Origin of the sequence: Paraburkholderia sp. GAS33, assembly GCF_050436645.1 — a bacterium.
Taxonomy (GTDB): Bacteria; Pseudomonadota; Gammaproteobacteria; order Burkholderiales; family Burkholderiaceae; genus Paraburkholderia; species Paraburkholderia phenazinium_B.
In genome coordinates this window covers 361306-381502 of sequence record NZ_JBNDMP010000003.1, presented here as the reverse complement: position 1 = coordinate 381502, position 20197 = coordinate 361306, and the positions used below count along the sequence as shown (strand labels likewise).

Annotated in this window: 19 protein-coding genes; 6 read left to right on the top strand and 13 right to left on the bottom strand. The window is 62.4% G+C overall.

The window, feature by feature from the left end:
• Nucleotides 1-13 precede the first annotated feature (13 nt).
• A complete protein-coding gene (locus P3T24_RS11945) occupies nucleotides 14-1351 on the bottom strand; it encodes an MFS transporter (RefSeq protein WP_429287459.1) in 1338 nt (445 codons plus the stop codon).
• Between the two features lie 175 nt (nucleotides 1352-1526).
• Between P3T24_RS11945 and P3T24_RS11940 the strand changes: the two genes are divergently transcribed.
• Nucleotides 1527-2450 carry a LysR family transcriptional regulator gene (locus P3T24_RS11940; protein ID WP_429434750.1) on the top strand — a complete coding sequence of 308 codons (924 nt, stop codon included), beginning with the start codon at nucleotides 1527-1529 and terminating at the stop codon, nucleotides 2448-2450.
• 40 nt (nucleotides 2451-2490) lie between these two features.
• On the opposite strand, the gene P3T24_RS11935 is transcribed toward P3T24_RS11940, so the two are convergent.
• The 3 genes from P3T24_RS11935 to P3T24_RS11925 all read right to left on the bottom strand — a co-directional run bounded on the left by P3T24_RS11935 (nucleotide 2491) and on the right by P3T24_RS11925 (nucleotide 5171).
• Nucleotides 2491-3603, bottom strand: a complete 1113-nt coding sequence (locus tag P3T24_RS11935) for an SAM-dependent methyltransferase (RefSeq protein ID WP_429434748.1) — start codon at nucleotides 3601-3603, stop codon at nucleotides 2491-2493.
• Nucleotides 3604-3689: 86 nt separating this feature from the next.
• Nucleotides 3690-4478, bottom strand: coding sequence for a DUF1295 domain-containing protein (locus tag P3T24_RS11930; protein WP_429434747.1), 789 nt, complete (start codon nucleotides 4476-4478; stop codon nucleotides 3690-3692).
• Between the two features lie 96 nt (nucleotides 4479-4574).
• Nucleotides 4575-5171 (bottom strand): lipocalin family protein, encoded by a 597-nt coding sequence (locus tag P3T24_RS11925; RefSeq protein WP_429434744.1) that lies wholly within the window; start codon nucleotides 5169-5171, stop codon nucleotides 4575-4577.
• Between the two features lie 142 nt (nucleotides 5172-5313).
• Here P3T24_RS11925 and P3T24_RS11920 point away from each other — a divergent pair, with 142 nt between their 5' ends.
• A complete protein-coding gene (locus P3T24_RS11920) occupies nucleotides 5314-5904 on the top strand; it encodes a DUF2878 domain-containing protein (protein ID WP_429434742.1) in 591 nt (196 codons plus the stop codon).
• Nucleotides 5905-5918: 14 nt separating this feature from the next.
• Here P3T24_RS11920 and P3T24_RS11915 read toward each other — a convergent pair whose 3' ends face one another.
• Nucleotides 5919-7532: an MFS transporter gene (locus P3T24_RS11915; RefSeq protein WP_429434740.1), complete on the bottom strand. Its 1614-nt coding sequence runs from the start codon at nucleotides 7530-7532 to the stop codon at nucleotides 5919-5921.
• Nucleotides 7533-7679: 147 nt separating this feature from the next.
• Between P3T24_RS11915 and P3T24_RS11910 the strand changes: the two genes are divergently transcribed.
• The 4 genes from P3T24_RS11910 to P3T24_RS11895 all read left to right on the top strand — a co-directional run bounded on the left by P3T24_RS11910 (nucleotide 7680) and on the right by P3T24_RS11895 (nucleotide 10772).
• On the top strand, nucleotides 7680-8585 hold the full coding sequence (locus P3T24_RS11910; protein ID WP_429434737.1) for a LysR family transcriptional regulator: 906 nt from the start codon (nucleotides 7680-7682) through the stop codon (nucleotides 8583-8585).
• Nucleotides 8586-8645: 60 nt separating this feature from the next.
• Nucleotides 8646-9707, top strand: a complete 1062-nt coding sequence (locus P3T24_RS11905) for a DMT family transporter (RefSeq protein ID WP_429434734.1) — start codon at nucleotides 8646-8648, stop codon at nucleotides 9705-9707.
• 143 nt (nucleotides 9708-9850) lie between these two features.
• On the top strand, nucleotides 9851-10054 hold the full coding sequence (locus P3T24_RS11900) for a DUF3562 domain-containing protein (RefSeq protein ID WP_074266963.1): 204 nt from the start codon (nucleotides 9851-9853) through the stop codon (nucleotides 10052-10054).
• 256 nt (nucleotides 10055-10310) lie between these two features.
• Nucleotides 10311-10772 carry an N-acetyltransferase family protein gene (locus P3T24_RS11895; protein ID WP_429434732.1) on the top strand — a complete coding sequence of 154 codons (462 nt, stop codon included), beginning with the start codon at nucleotides 10311-10313 and terminating at the stop codon, nucleotides 10770-10772.
• A 79-nt stretch (nucleotides 10773-10851) separates the two neighbouring features.
• Here P3T24_RS11895 and P3T24_RS11890 read toward each other — a convergent pair whose 3' ends face one another.
• From P3T24_RS11890 to P3T24_RS11855, 8 genes are read right to left on the bottom strand one after another with little or no spacing between them, the layout of a single operon-like run.
• Entirely contained in the window at nucleotides 10852-12255 is a 1404-nt protein-coding gene (locus P3T24_RS11890; protein WP_429434730.1) for an MFS transporter, read from the bottom strand.
• Nucleotides 12256-12279: 24 nt separating this feature from the next.
• Nucleotides 12280-13536: an NAD(P)/FAD-dependent oxidoreductase gene (locus P3T24_RS11885; RefSeq protein WP_429434727.1), complete on the bottom strand. Its 1257-nt coding sequence runs from the start codon at nucleotides 13534-13536 to the stop codon at nucleotides 12280-12282.
• Complete coding sequence (locus tag P3T24_RS11880) at nucleotides 13529-14494, bottom strand: VOC family protein (RefSeq protein ID WP_429287387.1); 966 nt, start codon at nucleotides 14492-14494, stop codon at nucleotides 13529-13531. The genes P3T24_RS11885 and P3T24_RS11880 overlap by 8 nt, the downstream gene beginning before the upstream one ends.
• Before the next feature lie 17 nt (nucleotides 14495-14511).
• Nucleotides 14512-16017 (bottom strand): aldehyde dehydrogenase, encoded by a 1506-nt coding sequence (locus P3T24_RS11875; RefSeq protein ID WP_429434725.1) that lies wholly within the window; start codon nucleotides 16015-16017, stop codon nucleotides 14512-14514.
• Between the two features lie 27 nt (nucleotides 16018-16044).
• A complete protein-coding gene (locus P3T24_RS11870) occupies nucleotides 16045-16875 on the bottom strand; it encodes an aspartate dehydrogenase (RefSeq protein WP_429406022.1) in 831 nt (276 codons plus the stop codon).
• Nucleotides 16868-18526, bottom strand: a complete 1659-nt coding sequence (locus P3T24_RS11865; protein WP_429434722.1) for a thiamine pyrophosphate-binding protein — start codon at nucleotides 18524-18526, stop codon at nucleotides 16868-16870. Before P3T24_RS11865 ends, P3T24_RS11870 begins: the two co-directional genes overlap by 8 nt.
• Nucleotides 18519-19325 carry an SDR family oxidoreductase gene (locus tag P3T24_RS11860; RefSeq protein WP_429434719.1) on the bottom strand — a complete coding sequence of 269 codons (807 nt, stop codon included), beginning with the start codon at nucleotides 19323-19325 and terminating at the stop codon, nucleotides 18519-18521. The genes P3T24_RS11865 and P3T24_RS11860 overlap by 8 nt, the downstream gene beginning before the upstream one ends.
• Nucleotides 19325-20197 (bottom strand): IclR family transcriptional regulator, encoded by an 873-nt coding sequence (locus P3T24_RS11855; RefSeq protein ID WP_074266956.1) that lies wholly within the window; start codon nucleotides 20195-20197, stop codon nucleotides 19325-19327. The genes P3T24_RS11860 and P3T24_RS11855 overlap by 1 nt, the downstream gene beginning before the upstream one ends.

The following is a 20197-nucleotide window of genomic DNA, read 5'->3' as shown; positions in this document are numbered from 1 at the left end:
TGAAGGAATAAAATTATTCTTGCGGAACGGCATCGGGATCGCGCCACAGGTGTCTTCCGGACCGGCTCAAGCCCACCATCAACAGCGAGACGATCGCCGCAAAAATCAGGAAGTAAGCCGGCACCAGGTTCGAGCCAGTGAAGCTGATGAGTGTCGTCACGATCAACGGCGCGAGGCCGCCGAACAGCGTGACCGCAATGTTGTACGACAGCGCCACCCCGGTAGAACGCGTCGAGGTCGGAAAAAGCTGCGTCAACATCCCCGGATGCGGGCCCGACATGATGCTCAACACCAGTGTGGCAATCATCTGCGCGGTGAAGAGGCGCTCTGGCGTCGGCTGCGCGACCACCCACGCGAACAGCGGATACGCGATCAAGGCCCAGAGCACCACCACCGGGAAAAACACTCGCCATGCGCCGACGCGGTCCGCGAGTTTGCCTGCCAGCGGATATGCAATGATGCTGATCAGACCAGACACGGCGGTACCCAGCAACGCGTTCTTCAACGGCAAATGCAGTTGGCGCTCGACATATAGCGGCAAAAACGAGTGCCACAGATAGTTGGTCGCCGCGCCGACGATGATCACGCCCATCGCACACATACATGCATCGCTACGCTCGCGCAGAAACTGGCGGATCGACTGACGCGGTGCATGGCCGAGCCGCTCGCGCATCTCGACGAACTCGGGTGACTCGGCCACCTTGTGCCGAATGTAAAAGCCGATCGGCCCGATCAGCGCGCCGAGCAGAAACGGCACGCGCCAACCCCACGTTTCCAGCGACGCGCGGTCGAGATGCGTCGTCAGCAGATAGCCGCACGCCGACGACAGCAGCAACGCAAACGCCTGCGACGTCATCTGGAAGCTGCCGTAAAACATCTTTTTGCCGCGCGGCGCGTATTCCGACAACATCGCCGCTGCGGTGGCGAACTCGCCGCCCACCGACAGACCTTGCAGCACGCGCGATAGCAGCACCAGCAACGGCGCAGCAATGCCGATGCTGCTGTAACCCGGTGTCAGGCCCATCAGCAGCGTGCTGGCAGCCATCAGCAGAATCAGCAGCGATAAGGTGCGGCGCCGCCCCACCCGGTCCGCGTACGCGCCCAACACGATGCCGCCAATCGGCCTCACGATGAAGCCGATCGCAAAGGTCGCCAGCGTCAGCACCGTGGACAGCAGCACGTTGCCCACCGGAAAGAACACATGCGCGATGGTCTTGGCGAAATAACCGTAGATCAGAAAATCGAACCACTCGAGACCGTTGCCGATCACCGAGGCGATCACGGCACGCCGCACCTGCGCGGCAGCCGGTACGGCGGCTGGTCGGGCGGGGGTCGCCGCGCCGGAAAGCATCGAGTCCATGGGTCTCCTGAGACGTATATGTGTCGACCAGAGTTGGCTCTTTGGTGCTTACTCTGGTCCGTGCAATGTCGTTGCGCTTATGCCTCAAGCGTACGGAGTATCGCGGTAAATGTAAAATACCAATCAAATACCCCTGCCATACGTTTCACATATACGAGGCATTGCGATGGAATTGCGGCATCTGCGTTACTTCCTGGCGGTGGCCGACGAGCGGCAATTCACTCGTGCCGCCGCGAAACTGCATATCCAGCAACCGCCGCTGTCGCAGCAGATTCAGGCGCTCGAAAGTGAAATCGGCTTTCCGCTGTTCACGCGGGTAGCACGCGGCGTCGAGCTGACCTCGGCGGGTGCGTCCTTCGCCGACGATGCGCGCGCCCTGCTGCAGGCGCTGGATCAGGCTGTCGTCAAAGGCAAAGGCATCGCGGACGGCAGGATTGGTTCGGTGCGGATCGCCCTGACCAGTTCATCGGCATTTCACCCGCTGGCACCGGCTGCGATTCGCGCGTTCCGTGACGCCTGTCCGGACATCGCCATCGATCTCAACGAAATCAACGCGGCGGAAATTATCGAGCGGATGGTGAGCGGCCGCATCGACGCGGCCATCCTCCGCAAACCGAGCGACACGCCCGACGAGTTGCGCTTCGATCTGCTGCTCGAAGAAAGCATGGTGCTGGTGCTGCCGTTAGGACATCGCCTGCTGCAAGGACGCGCCAAGTCGGGCCGGATGCGTCCCGTCGCACTCGGTTCGCTGGCTGATCAACCGTTTATTTTTGTACGCCGACCCGGTGCGCGCGGCATGTATTCGGATTTCATCGACGCCTGCGAAGCGGCGGGCTTCACGCCGCGCGTCGCCAGCGAGGTGCCGCGCATGCTGAGCGCGATCAATCTCGTAGCAGCCGGTACGGGCGTGACGCTGGTGCCCGCGTCGATGCAGCGCTACCAGCAGGAGAGCGTGGTGTATTGCCCGATTGATAGCGACGCGGCCATCACGGCGCCGTTGCATCTGGTCACGCACCGCGATGCCGGCAATCCGGCGGCGGTGCGTTTCGCGCAGACGGTGATTGAATTTGCGCAGGCGCAGGAAGTTTAGACAACGCCTCGCCCACTTCGTCGCTAGTGCCTACCGCTGCTCAGCGCTTTTCGAAGCGATAGTGCCCGACGCCCCACTCGTTGCCGTTCGCATAGCCAAACAGCTCCGCTACAGCCATGTAGAACATGCGCCAGCGCTGCAGCCAGATAGCGGCATCGCGCGCGCCGTAGGTATCGACGAGCATGGGCATCACACGGTCTTTCGCGGCATCGAGCGCGGTCAGCCAGTGGTTTGCAGTGCGCTCATAATGCGTGCCGCTTACCCACCATTGCCGCTCCACGCGCAGATCGTCCTGGAAATTGAGCAGCAGATTCTCCGATGGCATCGTGCCGCCAGTGAAGAAGTATTTCGACATCCAGTCACTGCCATCCTCTACCTGGAAATGGTAGGCAAGCGTGCGGTGCACGAAAATATGCACGAACAGTTTCGCGGAGTCGCGCATCCAGCGCGCAATCTTGGCGAGTAGCAGTCCGTAATTCTTCATGTGCTCGAACATTTCGATCGACAATACGCGATCGAAACCGCCCGCCAGTTGCGCTTCGGAAAACTCGAAGTCAACGATATTGCCCGTGATGACCTTGAGGTTCGTCAGGCCGCGTTCCGCCGCGCGGCTTTCAATGAACAGACGCTGGCCGAGCGAGTTCGAGAGCGCGACGATCTGCGAATTCGGGTAACGCGCCGCGAGCCACAGCGACAGGGAACCCCATCCGCAGCCCAGATCGAGCACACGCTGACCATCGGTCAGTTCGGCGCGGGTTGCATAGAGTTCGAGCATTGCGGTTTCGGCCTGCGCGAGCGTCTCCTTACCCTCTGGATAGAGACAGCAAGAGTACTTCAGATGCGGGCCGAGATGCGCGTGAAAGAACGACGCGGGTACTTCGTAGTGCTGCGTGTTGGCGGCCTGGGTTTCGATGGCGATTGGACTCGTCCGCAGGTCATCGAGCAGACGGTTGAGTCGGCGTGCCCGCAACTCGCCGTCGTTGATGGCTTCGTCGCGCAGACGTTGGCCCATCAGTTGACGCATGCCAAGGCGGATCAGCGGATCGGGCAGCCAGCGGCGCTCGCAGCAACGGATCAGCCAGCCGTCATCGGGGGCTGCGGGAGCCGAAGCTGGCGGCTGCGGCAGGGTGGGGTCAAGGGTCGAGAGGCTCATATCGGCTGGCTCCTTTTGCGGTCACGACGTCGACGCGAACGGCGACTCGTAGGTCTTGTTGTGGTGTCATCGACTCCGTCACGCAGTTAGTCCCGCGGCGAGCGCCGCGGCGGCCATGGGATCAGCGCATTGGTCGTGCGCATGTACTCCGCGTAACCGGTGCGGGTTTTAGCGAGACTCGCTTCAAGCAAGGGAATCCCGGACAGCTTGAGTAACAGCCACGCCATAAGAATCGGCGGCAACAGCGTTAGCCAAATCCACGGTGAGCCGATCGACAGCAGGATGTACGACACCCAGTGCACGCATTCGAAAAAGTAGTTCGGATGTCGCGAGTAATTCCACAGTCCGACGCGGCACACCTTGCCGTGGCTCGATGAATCGCTCTTGAAACGCTGAAGTTGCCGGTCCGCGATCGCCTCCCCCACAACCGAAGCGATCCACACCGCCGCGGCCAGAACGAGCCAGACGGTCGACGGTTCGCTCGAGCGGTAAGCGGGCACCAGAAACGCCAGGGAAAGCAACATCGAGATCACGACCTGCAACTGGAAAAACCAGAACATCCGGCGCGGCGCGGCATCGCCCCATTCCTCGCGAAAGCGCCGGTAACGTGCATCTTCCGGCTGCCCGAAGTTGCGGCGCCATAGGTGTGTGCCGAGCCGCACACCCCACACGAGGCCGCCGAGCGCCGCGAGCGCGCGGGTCGACGAATCACCCTTACCCAGCACGGCATACAAAACCGCGACTGCGCCGAGCGAATACGCCCAGACCGGATCGACCATGCCCGCGTTTTCCGACTTCAGCTGCCACGCCCAGACGGCGGAAAACACCAGCACAAGCCCGATCAATGCAATCACGGCGGCGAAGACAGGCGGCATGACATCCTCATTCATTGGCAATGCAGATTTATACGCAGACAAATGCCCAGTGGATGCGACTCCGTGGCCCGACACACCGCATCCATGAAGGCAGTGCTAGTTCTTGTCACCGGGCGACCCAAAGCCCGGCATACCAATCTGCTCGGGCCGCTGCGGCACACGCCTGAAACGCGAAGTGTCGTAGCCCATCTCGTCGAGCTTGGCAAGCATGGCGTGATAGGTCTCGTCGCTCATGTCCGGGTCGCGCGAAAAGATCCAGCCGAGGTTCTTGCCCGGATAACCGAGAATCGTGTAACGGTAGTCGGGGTCGACATACAACGTGAGCTGCTTGAATCGCACCGGCCAGAACACCTGAACGCTCCATTCACCGCCGCCGCTACCAGGCACCGGCGTATCGAGGAACTGGTAGTGCTTGAGCGGGGCGTCGAAGCTGCCTTTGTGCGCGAGGTACGAATCGTCGATCTTCCCGTCGGGCCGCAACTTCCATTCCGCATAGGCGCCCACGAAGTTACGCTCGGCAAAATAGGGAATGTTGGCGATGATGTACCAGCGGCCCATATAGCGCGGCAGATCGACCGGCACGGTCTGAAGCGGCACACTGGCGCGCGGGTTGGGATTGGGCGGCTCGCCGGAACAGCCGTTCAGCATGAACAGCAGAAAAACGGCGGTGGCAGCGCAGGCAAAGCGGCGCATGATGACCTCGGGGTGTCGTGGCGATATAGGTATTACGTTCGACGCGCTCCGCTGGATGCGCTTACCGCTCGCTCCCGTCTGAATCCAACCGGCACCCTGCCACGTAAGCAGAGATATGAGACCACGTGGACGGTGCCATCGCATGTCATCTGGAGATCTTCACCGGGCCGCCAACGCTAACGCCGGCGCCAGAACTCCGCGCGCTGGCGCGCCAAAGGCGTGGCTGTATTTCATCGTCTGTCAGGCCGGCTGGATGGTCTGCGTGATGAGCGCGGCGCACGGGCTGGCGTGGATTGGCGTGCTGTTCGTGATGGCCACGGTCGTCTGGCACGCCAGCCAGGTGCCCGCGCCTGCGCAGGAACTCAAGCTGGTGGCTGCAGCCGTGCTGATCGGGGCGGTCTGGGAAAGTGTCCTCGTCGCGACGGGGCTACTCGTCTATCCGAACGGCGTGCTGATTCCCGGCACCGCGCCGTGGTGGCTCCTCGCGCTATGGGCTCTGTTCGCGGTCCAGTTCAACGTCGTGTTCGGCTGGCTGAAACATCGCCCACTGCTGGCTGCCCTGTTGGGCGCGCTGGCCGGACCGCTGTCGTTTCGTGCCGGCGCAGCGCTGGGCGCGGTGCGCTTTCCCGACCCGATGCTTGCGTTCGCCGCGCTCGGGGCAGGATGGGCGGTGTTGATGCCGATAATGCTGGGGCTAGCGCGGCGTTGGGATGGCGTGCACGTCGCGGATTGAACGACCGTGGTGAATCAGCGCGCGTCGTCGCAGGTAACGGTGGTTGCAGTGGCCGCGGTGGTCGCGACCGACGCCCCCTGCCGATCGCCCAGGCCGAGGTAGCGCAATGTCGCCAGCGCCGCCAATACCGTGATGGCAGCTAACCCATACGTCAACAGATGAAACGCATCTGCATAGTGCTGACGGAGCATCGCTAGTGAGACCCCAGGCAATAGCGCCGACGCGCCGCTTAGGTCACCGGTTGCAAGCCGTTGGGCTGCGAGATCAATCGCCATGCGCGGCGCACCGCTACCAGCGGCCATTAACTTGTGGCCAGGTGCAGGGGGCGCCAACGCGGCAACAACCGGCGTAAGGCGCGCCGCCACGATGCCAGCCAGCGCCGCGCTGACCATCGCCAGAGCAAGTCCTTCGCCGGCCACACGCATCGTGCTGAAGATGCCGGTTGCCATGCCGGCACGCTCCTTCGGCACCACGCTGACTGACAAACCGTCCATCAATCCCCATGGCAACCCCGTACCAATGCCGATCACACCCATTGGCACCAGCAGCGCAGCGGGTTCCGCGCCTACCGGTACGCCGCCGAGCCAAACCAGTCCCGCTGCTGCAATCAGCAGACCCAGGCTGGAGATCAGCCCCGGCGATGCGTGCCGGGTCAGGCGCACGGCGACTGCGGGCATGACCAGCATCGGCGCCGAAAGCGCAATCATCATCAAGCCGGCATTAAGTGGCGCGTATCCTTCGATGCCGACAAAGCGGATCGGCAAGATCACCAGCAGCACCACGAAGCAGTAGCAAGTCGCGATCGGCAGCAACTGCACGCCCACGAAACGGCGATAGCGGAACAACGAGAGGTCGAGCATCGGCCGGACGGTATGCCGCTCGATCAGCACGAATGCCACGAGCGACCCGGCTGCGGCCGCGAACAGCGAACCGACTGCCGGATGGCCCCAGCCGATATCCGGCGCCTCCAGAATCGCGACCGTGAACAGCCCGAGCGCCGCCGTAAAGCTCGCCATGCCTGGCCAGTCCACGCCGGACGCGTGCGGATCGCGCGTCTCCGGCATGCCGGGTGCCGCGAGCAGCAGCGACATCGCGCCGAGCAGCGCGGTCGAAACAAACACCGCGCGCCAGCCGAACAGTTCGATCAGGCCGCCGGCCAGCACCGGTCCGAACGCAAGGCCGACGCCGAAGGTGGTGCCGAGCAGACTGAACGCGCGGGTCCGGGCGTGGCCGTCGAACTCCTGCGCGAGCGCCGCCGAGCCGCCCGCCAGCGCAGCGGCGGCGCCCACCCCTTGCGCTGCCCGCAGCAGATCGACCCAGACGATGCCAGGAGCAAGCGCGAGGAGCATCGACATCAGCGAGAACACGCTCACCCCGCAGAGAAACACGCTGCGGCGGCCAAAGCGATCGGCAAGCGTGCCGGCCGCCATCAGACAACTGCCGAACGCGAGCATGAACGCATTGGTAATCCAGTTCAGCGCTACCGGACCGCCACCGAGAGCGCGGCCGATTGCCGGTGTCGCGATGGCGCCCGCCGAGAAACTGAGCGGCAGGATAACCGCCGCGACGCAAACCGCGGCAAGCACGGCGGCGCCTCGCGAGGCGGTGTGATCGATCGAGTCAGACATGACGCTTCCTTTGGATAGACAGGGCACCGAGGACTGGCGATTTCCGACGCACACGGAAAACGGGTCAGGCAAGTCTAGTTACGGACTCGAACGTGATAAATACTGCTAAAGTCGGATCAATCCGGACAAAAACTCTCGAATGACGCCATGGAAAACCTGACCGGCATGATCGCGTTCGTGCGAACCGCGGAGGCTTCGAGCTTTGTCGGCGCCGCGCAGCGGCTCGGTGTGTCTGCGTCGGCGGTTGGCAAAAGCGTGGCGCGCCTCGAGCAGCATCTTGGCGTGCGACTCCTGCAGCGAAGCACGCGGCGCGTCAGCCTGACGGACGACGGCGAGCGCTTCTACGAGCGCTGCCGTCAGATTCTCGAGGCCGTGCACGACGCCGAAACGATGATGCTGCAAGCCACAGCGACCCCGCGCGGCCGTCTGCGGGTGAGCCTGCCGACCATCGGCTACCGTTTTTTGCTGCCGATCGTGCCGGAGTTCGCGGCGTGCTATCCGGAGATCGATCTCGAACTGGACTTTAACGACCGTCTGGTCGATGTAATCGAAGGCGGTTTCGATGCCGCGATCCGCAGCGGGCCGCTCGACGATTCGCAACTGATGGCCAGGCGGCTGGGGCCGTTCTGTTTTGTGCTGTGCGCGTCGCCGACGTATCTACAGCGGCGCGGCGTGCCGCAGGTGCCGGCCGATCTGGCGCAGCATGCCTGCCTGCGGTTTCGTTTTCCGACTTCGGGAAAATTGGAGCCGTGGCGCTTTCGCGATCTGCCGGAAGACACGGTCACACGCTTTCCGACCGCGCTGACCTGCAACAACATGGAGGCGCTCCGGGCAGCGGCAGAGTTGGGGCTTGGCATCGCCTATATGCCCGAGTTCCTCGCGCGCGACGCCTTGCAAAGAGGCGCGTTGCAATCGGTCATGGCGGACCACCTCGCGCAGGCCGGACAATTCTCGGTGCTATGGCCATCGAGCAGACAGTTGTCGCCCAAACTGCGGGTCTGGGTCGATTTTCTTTCTGAGCGCCTGTTTCCCGAACCAGCCAGAACTGCTTAGCACTCGACGCGGTGCCGCCGGCACCTTAAGCTGATTGCCCGATTCATCGCGACAAAAACCATGTCAGCACGTTTGAACGCACCGTTCACCGCCCTTCTCGCCGCCGCCCTGTTCGGTGCGGCGACGCCTTTTGCCAAGGCGCTGCTCGGCACCCTGTCGCCGTTTATGGTGGCGGGACTCTTCTACCTCGGCAGCGGCGTTGGCCTGGCTATCACGATCCTCGTACGCAAGCTGAGACTGAGCAACGACGAGCGAGCCAACGAAGGACAGATCCATTTGCGCGAAGTCCCGTGGCTGCTCGGCGCCATCGTCACGGGCGGCGTCGCGGGACCCGCTCTGTTGATGCTCGGCCTGAACGCGACGCCGGCAGCCACGAGTTCGTTGCTGCTGAATCTGGAAGGCGTTTTCACCGCGCTGATCGCATGGATCGTGTTTCGCGAGAACGTCGACGCCCAGGTGTTTCTGGGCATGGTGGCGATCGTGGCGGGCGGTGTGGCCTTGTCATGGCATCCCGGCGCTACAAGCGTGCCGCTCGGCGCCCTGCTGGTGGCCGCGGCGTGCGCATGCTGGGCGATCGACAACAATCTCACGCGCAAGGTCTCCACCAACGATGCGATGGTCATCGCCTGTCTGAAAGGGCTGACCGCAGGAGCGGTGAATTTCGTCATTGCATTGCTGCTGGGCGCTCAACTCCCACATGCCGGAATCATGGCGGCCGCGATGGTGACCGGGTTCGCCGGTTACGGGGTCAGTCTGGTGCTGTTCGTGGTCGCGCTGCGCAATCTCGGTACGGCGCGCACCGGCGCATATTTTTCAGTGGCGCCGCTGTTCGGCGTGACGATCTCGCTGATTCTGTGGCCCGAAATGCCGCCGCTGCTATTCTGGGTCGCCGCGGCATTGATGGCTCTCGGCATCTGGCTGCATATCCGCGAGCGGCACGACCATCCGCATACGCACCAGGTGCTGGAGCATAACCACCGGCACCGTCATGACGAACATCATCAGCACGAACACGATTTCGAATGGGACGGCGAGGAGCCGCATGTGCATCCGCACCGGCATGCACCAATCACGCACACGCATGCGCATTTCCCAGATATTCATCATCGGCACTCACATTGAGCATAGCGATCGCGATTTGCGATCGCTCCCTTTCCAGATCCGAAAGCGCGATAGGACGATTCAATTGGCATCCTGGCCAAGCTCGTCCTGTAATGGAACTCCTGCCGTTTGCACTTCCCCCCTGCCAAACCCGGAGAACCTCAATGGCTCAGCCCCAGCCCAACGTTGACGAAGTTGTACAGGCCATCGCCGCGGAAACCAATACGCCCACGGAAACGGTCTCGAAGATCTACGCCGATACTTTGGCCAACTATAAGACTGATGCTCGAGTGTTCGATTACATGCCGCTGCTGGTCGCCAAGAAGGTGCGCGACACGCTGCGACATTCAGGAAGCCGGAAGAACTAACACCAACGCCGCGGTTCGCGCGGGCTTCTTCGCTCGATTGATCGTTCCGCCGTTCATGTCGTGCGTTCGCGTGCGACGTGCCTAGGCGCATGCGGGCGCAGCACAAGCTCCGGAAATCTCACGTTAGCGGGCCTCAGCGCAAGTGCGTGGCTCCAGGTTATTGCTGAACCGTGGAGCTAACAATAGTGCCGCAAAGTTCTTAAGCTGACGGTGGTCGTGAAGCTTTGTTTCACGACGCAGCCGAGGAGCTTTGTGCATGACTCAATCAATCCAGATCCGTCCAGTAACCAACGCCGATTTTCCGGCATGGCTGCCGCTGTGGGATGCCTATAACGCCTTCTACGGACGTTCCGGCGAGACAGCGTTGCCCCGCGAAATAACACTTCTCACGTGGTCGCGTTTTTTCGATGGTTATGAACCCATGCATGCGATGGTCGCCGAGCGCGACGGTCAGCTGCTCGGTCTCGTGCATTATCTCTATCATCGACACACCACGATGGCCGGACCCATCTGCTATCTGCAGGATCTCTACACGCTCGAGAGCGAGCGCGGCAAAGGCGTCGGGCGAGCGCTGATCGAAGCCGTCTACGAACAGGCAAAAGCGGCAGGTTCAAGTCGCGTTTATTGGCAAACGCACGAGACGAATCAGACGGCGATGAAGCTGTATGACCGTGTCGCTGACCGGTCGGGGTTTGTGGTTTATAGGAAGGCTTTGTAACGAGAAAGCGCATCGCACGGCTTCTTGCCGGAACGATGCGCGCTTCCCGTTACGCTAGCGCGCCGAGCTACAAGAGCCGCTACGCCTCCAGTTGCTCCAGCACCTTTCCTTTGGTCTCGATCCCGAGAAAGTGCACCGTCAGCGCGGCGAGGAACGGTACAGCTGCGAGAATATAAAAAGCGGTGTCGAGATGACCGCCCACCATCGTCTTCGAAACGATCGCCGGCGCGAAGATCGCCGCCACCTTTAGCCAGGCACCGCCAACTCCGCAGCCAAACGCACGGATGCTAGTGGGATACAACTCCGGCGTATAGACATACGCCGTGATAAACCCGCACGCCAGGAAGCCCAGCGCAAATGCACAACACGCCGCCACCACATACACCGACGAATCGTGGAACACACCGGCCAGCGCCAGCGAAATCGCACACAACACAAACGACAGATTGATGATCGGCTTGCGCCCCACCTTGTCGACGAGCAATGCGCAGGTCAGCGACCCAATCACACCGAGTACGGAAGCCGCCACCGCAAGGTTCAGCGCCAGTTGCAACGGCGCGTGATAAACCGTGCGATAGATCGTGGGCAGCCAAGTGGAAAGCCCGTACTGAATAAATCCGCACGTCACCCATAGCATCGCCACCGCCAACGTGCGCTTCAGATAAGCCGGCCCAAACAGATCGCCGATACGGCGCTTAGGATGCCGACTCGCCATCGCTTCGAATTCGACTGCATGCTCAACCGGCGCCAGCGGTCCCTTGGTCGCGCGTTCGAAGGCCAGCACCGCTGCATCCGCATCGGCCATGCGTTCGCGCTCAGCTAGCCAGCGCGGCGATTCCGGCACCAGTCTGCGCAGCACGAAAAACAGGATCAACGGCAAGCCGCCGATGAAATACATGGCCTGCCAGCCAACGCGCGGCACGATCCACGCACCCAACGCATTCGACGCCAGCAAACCCACCGGAAACACGATCTCATACAGCAGCACAAAGCGCCCACGGCCATGCGCGCGGCTGATTTCGTTGATATACGTCGCGGCCACCGGCAACTCGCCACCCAGGCCCAGGCCCTGGACGATCCTCAGCACAACGAACGCAACAAACGTCGGCGCGAATCCGCACGCAATACTCGTCACGCCGATGATCCCGGAGCTCAACGCAATCGCGCGCACGCGCCCCTTACGCTCGGCGTACCAAGGAAACACGAACGCGCCCAACAGTTGCCCGATCGATCCCGACGCGATCAGAAAACCGATCTCCCACGGCGTGAGCCCCCATTTCTGGATCAAAATCGGCAACGTAGCAGCGATGGCGATCACATCGAAGCCGTCGAAGAACGTCGCGAGTCCAATCAGGATTCGCGCGCGAACCTGCATCGCATTGCCCGGCAAGCGTTCCAGACGCGCAATGATCGAGCCCCGGGTTACAGGGCCTGAGACACCGGCGCTGCTGCGGTCCCCCATGGTGTTGTCGATGGTTCTCATGCCGTTGTCGCCGTCCGAAAAGAGTTACGCGAGCGCCGTGCTGGCGTCAGTGAGAGTTGCAAGGTCGACCGTGCGGCCCTGGTTCATCCATTTGCGCGCGAGTTTCAGATCGCGCGGCGTGTTGATCGCAATCGCCCCGCGAATCGCACCGTTTTCCACGTAGAAGAGCGTGGCGCGTTTGCCTGGCAGATCGCCGCGTACGACGAGTTGCGCGTCGTTGGGAATGTCGCCGAGGATCTGCAGGTTCACGTCGTACTGATCGGACCAGAACCACGGAATGTCAGCATACGGCTCGAACGTGCCGAGTAGGGCTTTCGCCGTGGAGATAGCCTGGTTCTGCGCGTTCGCCCAGGATTCGAGCCGTACGCGGCGCTTTAGCCACGCGCTCGGATGATTCGCCACGTCGCCGCATGCAAAGACGCGCGGGTCGGAGGTCGCACCGAAATGGTCGACCACGATACCGTCGGCAATCGCAAGGCCTGCTGCTTGCGCGAGCGCCGTATGCGGCGTGAGACCGATACCCGCGACGGCGAAATCGGCATCAAGCGTGGTGCCGTCGGCCAGTGTGGCACGCACGCCGTGGGGGTTATCGGGGTGATCGTCGAGCGATACAAGGCCTGAATCGAGGCGCACGTCCACACCATTGGCCCGATGCAGTTCAGCCAGGAAACCGGAAATAGTCGGCGGCACCGAGCGGGCGCACAGACGCGGCGCGCCTTCGACGACCGTTGCTGCCACACCAAGCTTGCGTGCCGTTGCCGCCACTTCCAGCCCGATCCAGCCGCCGCCAATCACCAGAACGTGCTGGCTCGCGCGCAACCGTTCGCCGAGCGCGACCGCTTCATCGAGCGTGCGCAGGTAAGCGATGTTGGAAGTCTTCACCAGCGCATCGGGCAAGCGTCGCGCGGCCCCACCCGTGGCAATCACCAAGCGATCGTATTGCACCTCGCGGCCCGACAGCGTACGCACGATGCGCTGCTCACGATCAATCGACGTAGCCGTATCCGGCTGCCACGCTTCGATATTCAGGGCGTCGAAGTCGCCTGGCTTGACTAGGCGCACGGTGTCGATATCCGCTTCGCCCGCCAGCACCGCCTTCGACAGCGGTGGACGCTCATACGGCAAGTGGATCTCATCAGCGATCATCACAAGGCGACCGCCGAAACCCTCCTTGCGCAAGGTCTTCACGACCCATCCGGCCGCCTGGCCACCGCCGATCACGACGATCGTGCGTGGTGTCTCCAGGCTCGCGTGTGCGCTTGATGCAGCGGCGTCAGTCATGTTTGCGCTCCGTCATGAACTTGCCCTCCGGCGCTTTCGCATTCTTCTGACGACGCGTGTTGCCGTCGATGCCGCCATCGATTGCCCATTCGGCGAACACGGTCGGCCCCGGCTCGAAATCGCGCGGTTGCCACTCGGGCGTCAGTTGGTCCTCATCCGCGTAGTACTCGATGAGCGCGCCAGCCGGATTCTGGAAATACCAGAAGTAAGCAGACGACACCGGATGGCGCCCCGGCCCTAGTTGCGTGTCCCAGCCGCAGCGGCTGATATGCATGCCGCCGCCGAACACTTCGTGAATATCGCGCACGGTGAAGGCCACGTGATTCAGGCCACGTTTGCCGTTCGGCAACGCCAGCAGGAACAGGTCATGGTGTCCGCCATGCGGCGCGCAGCGCAGAAACGCCCCACGTCCCGGGTAACGGTCCGACATCTCGAAGCCGAGCAGTTCCTGATAGAACTTCTCCGTTTCGGCAAGGTTGTTGGTGAAGAACACCACATGCCCCACTTCCACCGGTTCAGCTCGCTCATAGATCGGCGACGGTTGATTCACGCGTAACGTCTGGCCCCACACGTTTGAAGGTGAGCCATGCGTTTCGACGTCGCGCTTGCGGGTGACTTCCACACGAATCGCCATGCCGTTCGGGTCGATGCAACCCACCGCGTCGTCGTTTTCGAAGTGTCCAGGCTGACCTGCGAAGTGGCCTCGCAACGCGTCGAGTTCGGCGCGCGTCGCTACACCCCACGTCACCTCACGCAGCGTCGGACCTTCTTCGAAAGCGGGCGGCAGCGACGGATCGTTAGAATCCACGGCCAGAATCGTGCAGCCGTTCAGTGATTCGAAGCGAGCGCGGGTTTCGTCGTGCGCAGTCTCTTTCAAACCCCAGTCGGTGAAAAAACGCCGGCAGGTTTCGAGGTCCGTCACACCGTAGGTAATCTGTTCAATGCCGAGAATCGTCATGTCGTGCCTCTTGTTTCTCAATTCGTCTGGGGCGCATTGGCCCAGGCCAAAGGTGCGTCGTTCAAGCCCCAGTACAGGCTCTTCTGTTGCATGTACTCGCGAATGCCGAGACGCCCTTTCTCGCGACCCATCCCGCTCTCTTTCCAGCCGGAGAACGGCGTCGAGATCGAGAACAGCTTGTAGGTGTTGATCCACACGGTGCCCGCTTCGAGCGCGCGGGCCACGCGCCAGGCGCGTTTGTAGTCGCGCGTCCAGATGCCGGCAGCGAGGCCAAACACGCTGTCGTTGGCCTGCTTGATTAGCGAGGCTTCGTCATCGAATGGCATGGCGACCAGCACCGGTCCGAAGATTTCTTCCTGGCAGATGCGAGCGCTGTTCGACAGGCCTTCGAGAATCGTGGGCTGATAGAAGTTGCCTTGTTCGCGTCCGTCGCCGACGGGACGCTCGCCACCGCACAACAGACGTCCACCTTCTTCCAGCCCCAAAGCGACATAACGTTCCACCGATTCGCGATGCGCTGGCGTAATCAACGGGCCCATCTGTGTTTCCGGGCTCGAAGGGTCGCCCACGCGCAACCTGCGTGCGCCTTCAGCCAGCCGCTTCATGAACGTGTCGTAGATCGGGCGATGCACGAACAAACGCGAGCCCGCGATGCATGCCTCGCCTGATGAACTGAAAATGCCGTACAGCACGCCGTTCACCGCGTGATCGATATCCGCGTCTTCGAAGACGATGGTTGGCGACTTGCCACCCAGTTCCAGCGATACCGGCATCAGCTTGTCCGCGGCGATACGCGCGATGCCACGCCCCACCTCGGTCCCGCCGGTGAACGACACTTTCTTCACGAGCGGATGACGCACCAGCACATCGCCGATCACCGAACCTTTACCGGGCAACACGCTCAATACGCCCTTCGGTACGCCCGCTTCTTCGCAGACGCGCGCCAACGCCAACGAGACCAGCGGCGTCACTTCAGCTGGCTTCAGCACCACCGCGTTGCCACCCGCAAGCGCAGGGGCAAGCTTTTGCGCATCCGATGCGATCGGCGAGTTCCACGGCGTGATAGCCGCGATCACGCCTATCGGCTCATGCACGCTCATGGTCATGTAGTCGCCGCGCGATGGCGTCAGTTCTTCATCGAGCGTTTCGAGGCACGCAGCGAAATAGCGGAACGTGTTGGCAGCGCTCGCCACCAGTACGCGTGTTTCGCCGATCGGCTTGCCGTTATCGCGCCGCTGCAGATGCGCCAGTGCTTCGTGACGCGCCATGATCAGATCGGCAATACGGTACAGAACCAAGGCACGCTGATGCGGCTTCAGACCGGCCCAATCCGCTTTGCGCCATGCAATGTCCGCGGCTTCGACCGCATCGCGCGCATCGTCGGCGCTGGCCGTCGAGATTTCCATGTTGACCGACTGATCTGCCGGATACAGGCTTTTGTACGGGTTGCCACGCCCTTGCCGCCATTCGCCGCCGATGAAAATATCGCCGGTGGGCACGAGGCTGGTATCGAAGTGAATCATGTCGGTCATCCGCTCAGTTACTTCTCATCAAATCACGCAACGCGCCGCGCGATTGCGCAGGGCACGGATCGCGCTGAACGCGGTCAGCGCGGACGTCTTGGGGTTGTCAGGCAACGGCTTGCCGCACATTTCGAGCGACATCTCGCCGAATGCGCCGCGCGCCAGGATGCGGTGCACATTGCGCGTCGCCGCGGGGTCTGCGATCAGACGCACAATGGTCTGATCGAGGCCGAGACCTGCCAGCGCAATCGTCGCCGCCACGTTGGCATTCTTCGGATAAAGCCGTGCCGCTTCGCGGGCGCTACCTTCGAAAATGATCCGCTCTTCCGTCAGGCTCTGCAGGTCGCAGATTTCTTCGGCGGGTGTGCCGAGCCAGCCCTGCGGTGGCTTGCGACCCGTGTACAGCACTTCGTCGAGGCCACCCAGTTTCGCCGCGGCCAAAGCGTCTACGCCGCCAATGGCGCCGGACAACAGCGTCAGCGTGGCATCACCTTCATCCGCAGCGGCCGAGAGCGCGTCGAGCAGCAGCACGTCCGAGAGAGCGCCGATAGAAGCCACCGCGCAATCGGTGCCCGCTTTCAACAACGGAACAACGTGGTCGACCAACGCACTGTGGCCCGCGCATTCCAGCGCGAACTGCGGGCGACTGCTCAGCGCGGCCACCGACGACACCACATCTACCGACGCGCCCACCACCTCTCGCACCGACGCCGCATGCCGCTCGGGCACGATCACATGCGACACGCGCACTTGCGGATCTGCTGCAACGGAGCGATACACCGCCTGGCCGATCGCCCCGAAGCCGATCATCGCAACGTCGACGGGCGCATGATGTCCCGCGTGGCGAAGATCATGCATGTTCTGGCTCCTGCTTCTTGACCGGCGGGCCGGCAAACGCGGTGGCAAACGAGCCGACCGACAGCATGTCCACTTCAACCAGCACCGGGCCCGTCTTCGCCAGACCTTCGCGGATGATCTCGTCTGCGTCGTCGAGCGACTTGATGCGGTAATGCGTGAGCTTCAGGCTCTCGCAGAACTGCGCGAAGTCCGGTTGATGCAGATCGACGAAGCAGCGGCGACCGCCATATTGCGCGTCCTGAATGTTGCGGATCACGCCATAGCATTGGTCGTTCATCAGCACGATCATGACGTTGGCGTTTTCCTGCACGGCCGTCGCCAGTTCACCGACGTTGACCATCAGACCACCGTCGCCGACGAGGCACACCGTCTTCGCCGCTGTTTCCGCCAGCGCCGCACCGATTGCCATCTGCATCCCTTGACCGATACCACCGCCCAAGGCGTGCACCCCCGCACGCGGCGTGAAAATCTGCAGCAGGCGGTTACCCCACGTGCTGTTCGAGATCGTCACATCGCGCACCCAGTTATAGTCTGTGCCCACCGACCGTTGCAGCGCGTCGACGAGGCGCTTGTACGGTCCGAGACCCTTGCCTACATCCGCTACGGCGATCTCCCGGGCAGCGGCCAGATCGGCGGCAAACTTAGGATCCACCTTGAGACGGCCTTCGAGCAGCGTCGCGAGTTCTTCCAGAACCGCAGCGGAGTCACCATGCACAAACAGCTCGTTGCGATAGCCGCGGTTATCGGCGAGTGCGTCGGCATCGACGCGGTACAGCGGTTGAGGCAGCGCAAGCTTGTACTTCAACGTTTCATTGCCACGCAGACGCGAACCGACCACGAGGACCGCGTCGCAAGTCTTGTAGAAGCTTTCAACCGATGCGTGCACATTGAACGCACCGAGCGTCCCCGGATGATCTTCCGGCAGGATGCCGCGGCCCTGCACGCTGGTCACGACGCCAAAGCCCAGCGCCACCAGGCGCTCAACCGCCGCCCGCGCGTGACGCGTGCCGCCGCCAAGCCACAGCAGCGGACGCGTGGCCTTGGCCAGCGCATCGGCGAGTTGCACGACGCGCTGGCTGTCGTGCGTGAGCGTCGTCACGTGCGGCGCGCTGAGGTCAGCGGGCCATTCGATTTCTGCCGCCTGAATGTCAATCGGAATCTCGACACTCACCGGGCCGCTCGGCGCGGTCTGCGCGACGCGCACCGCTTCGCGGATCGTCGGGAGTGCAGTCTCGGCAGTGCGGACGCGGTAGGCGGCCTTCGAGATCGACGACAACATCGACAACTGGTCCGGCGCTTCGTGGATATACGCGAGGTCCTTGTCGAGGTATTCGGTTTCGATCTGGCCAGTGATATGCAGCAGCGACGTGCCAGCGGTCAGCGCTTCGACCATCGCGCCTGCTGCGTTGCCGGCCGCGGTGCCCGTGCTGGTGAACGCGACGCCAAGGCCACCGGACACACGTGCCAGACCATCGGCCATGTTGACCGCACCGGCTTCGCCGCGTGCACCGACATAACGGATCTTGCCGCGGTTGTTGATCGCGTCGAGGATCGGCATGTTGTGGATCGAAATCACGCCGAACGTCGTGCGAACGCCGCATTGCTCGAGAAAGGCGGCAATCAGCTCGCCGACGGTGGTTTTATTAGACATGTCGTGCATTGCCTCCAGAGACATCGATATGACTGCCTGTCGTGTAGGACGACAGATTAGTAGCCAGATAAAAGAGTGCCTGTGCGGCCTCTTCGGGACGGCCGAAGCGGCCAAGCGGAATGTTCTTCTTGCGTGCGAGTTCTGCCGTCCAGTCCTTCCAACTCTGGCCCGGCGCGGCTTGCGTCTCGAAGCGGCGGCGCCATTGGCCCGATTCGACAATGCCGATCAGAATCGAATTCACGCGAATACGCAGCGGCGCGAGTTCGACCGCTAGTGACTTGATGAGACTCAGCAAACCCGCGCGTGCCGAGGAAGTCGCCACCATATGCGGCTCCGGCTGCAGCGCGAGCAGCGAATTCACGCAGACGATCGACGCGTTGCCCATGCCAGCCGCGTCGCGCAGCATTGGCAGGAACGCGCGAGTCGGGCGGATCACGCTGAAATATTTCAGGTCGAGTTCTTCGCGCCAGGCATCGTCGGTGGTATCGGCGAAGGTCGAGACGCGGCCTTGGCCAGCGTTGTTTACCAGCATGTCAGTGCGGCCGAAGCGGCGCTGAACGTCTTGCGCGAAGGCGTTGACTTCTTCTGCGTCGAGCACATCGCAGCGCGTTGCCAGCAGTTGCGCAGACGGAAATTGCGTCATCAGAGCCGTCTCCGCATGCGTCAGGCGTTCGGCGTCGCGTCCGCAGATGGCGACCGATGCACCCGCACGCAAAAACAGTTCGGCGGTCGCGAGTCCGATGCCGGACGAGCCGCCCGTCACCACCGCTACCTGACCGGTCAAATCGATCTGGATCATTAGAGCCCCAATGCCTTCATATACTTGCTGCCCGCGGCCGGCCCGTTCTTGGGACGGTAGTTCAGGCGTTGCGAGAGTTCGTCAGCCGCGCCGCGCACCTTGTCGATCAGACCGCTGTCGAGCAGCGCTGCATCGATCTCCGGCCGCGGGATCGTCGTGGTGATCACGGCGACGATGCGGCCCGTGTCGTTACGCACCGGCGCCGTCACGACCGAAATGCCGCGTTCGAACGACGATTCGCTGATCGCGAAACCGCGCTGCGCGTCATCGCGAATTCGTTCGTACAACTCTTCGACCGTTTCAGGTGTGAGTTTGGTAAAGCGATGCAACTTCGGCTCGGGGTACAGCGCGCGTAAATCGTTGAGCGTAAGATCGCCCATCAGCACCTGGCCGTGCGTCGTCGCATGTGCGGGCAGGCGTGTGCCTACGTTGACCTTCACCGAACTGAAGATCGGCGTGTGACTTTGCGCCTTGGCAACGAACACCACGTCGCGTCCATCGCGGATCAGGATGTGGCTCGTCAGGCCTGTGTCGTTGCGCAAGGCCTCGATGATCGGCAAGCCGAGATCCGTCAGTTCGAGCGAGCTCAGATATTCGAAGCCGAGGCGCAGCACCGCGACGCCCAGGCGATAGTTGCGGTCCTTATCGGCTCGCTCGAGAAAGCCGAGCGATTCGAGCGTCTGCAGCAGACGGAAGACCGTTGTGCGGGGAATCTTCAAGCGCCGGGATAATTCCGGTGCGCCCAATACCGGCTCGCGTGGCGAGAACTCAGTCAGAATCTTCAGACCGCGTTCGAGACCGGGCACTTTGTAGCCGGGTTCGGCGTTGTCGTCGTCGGTTGCGCGCTCGGCGTTGATCGTGTCGGGCGTCAT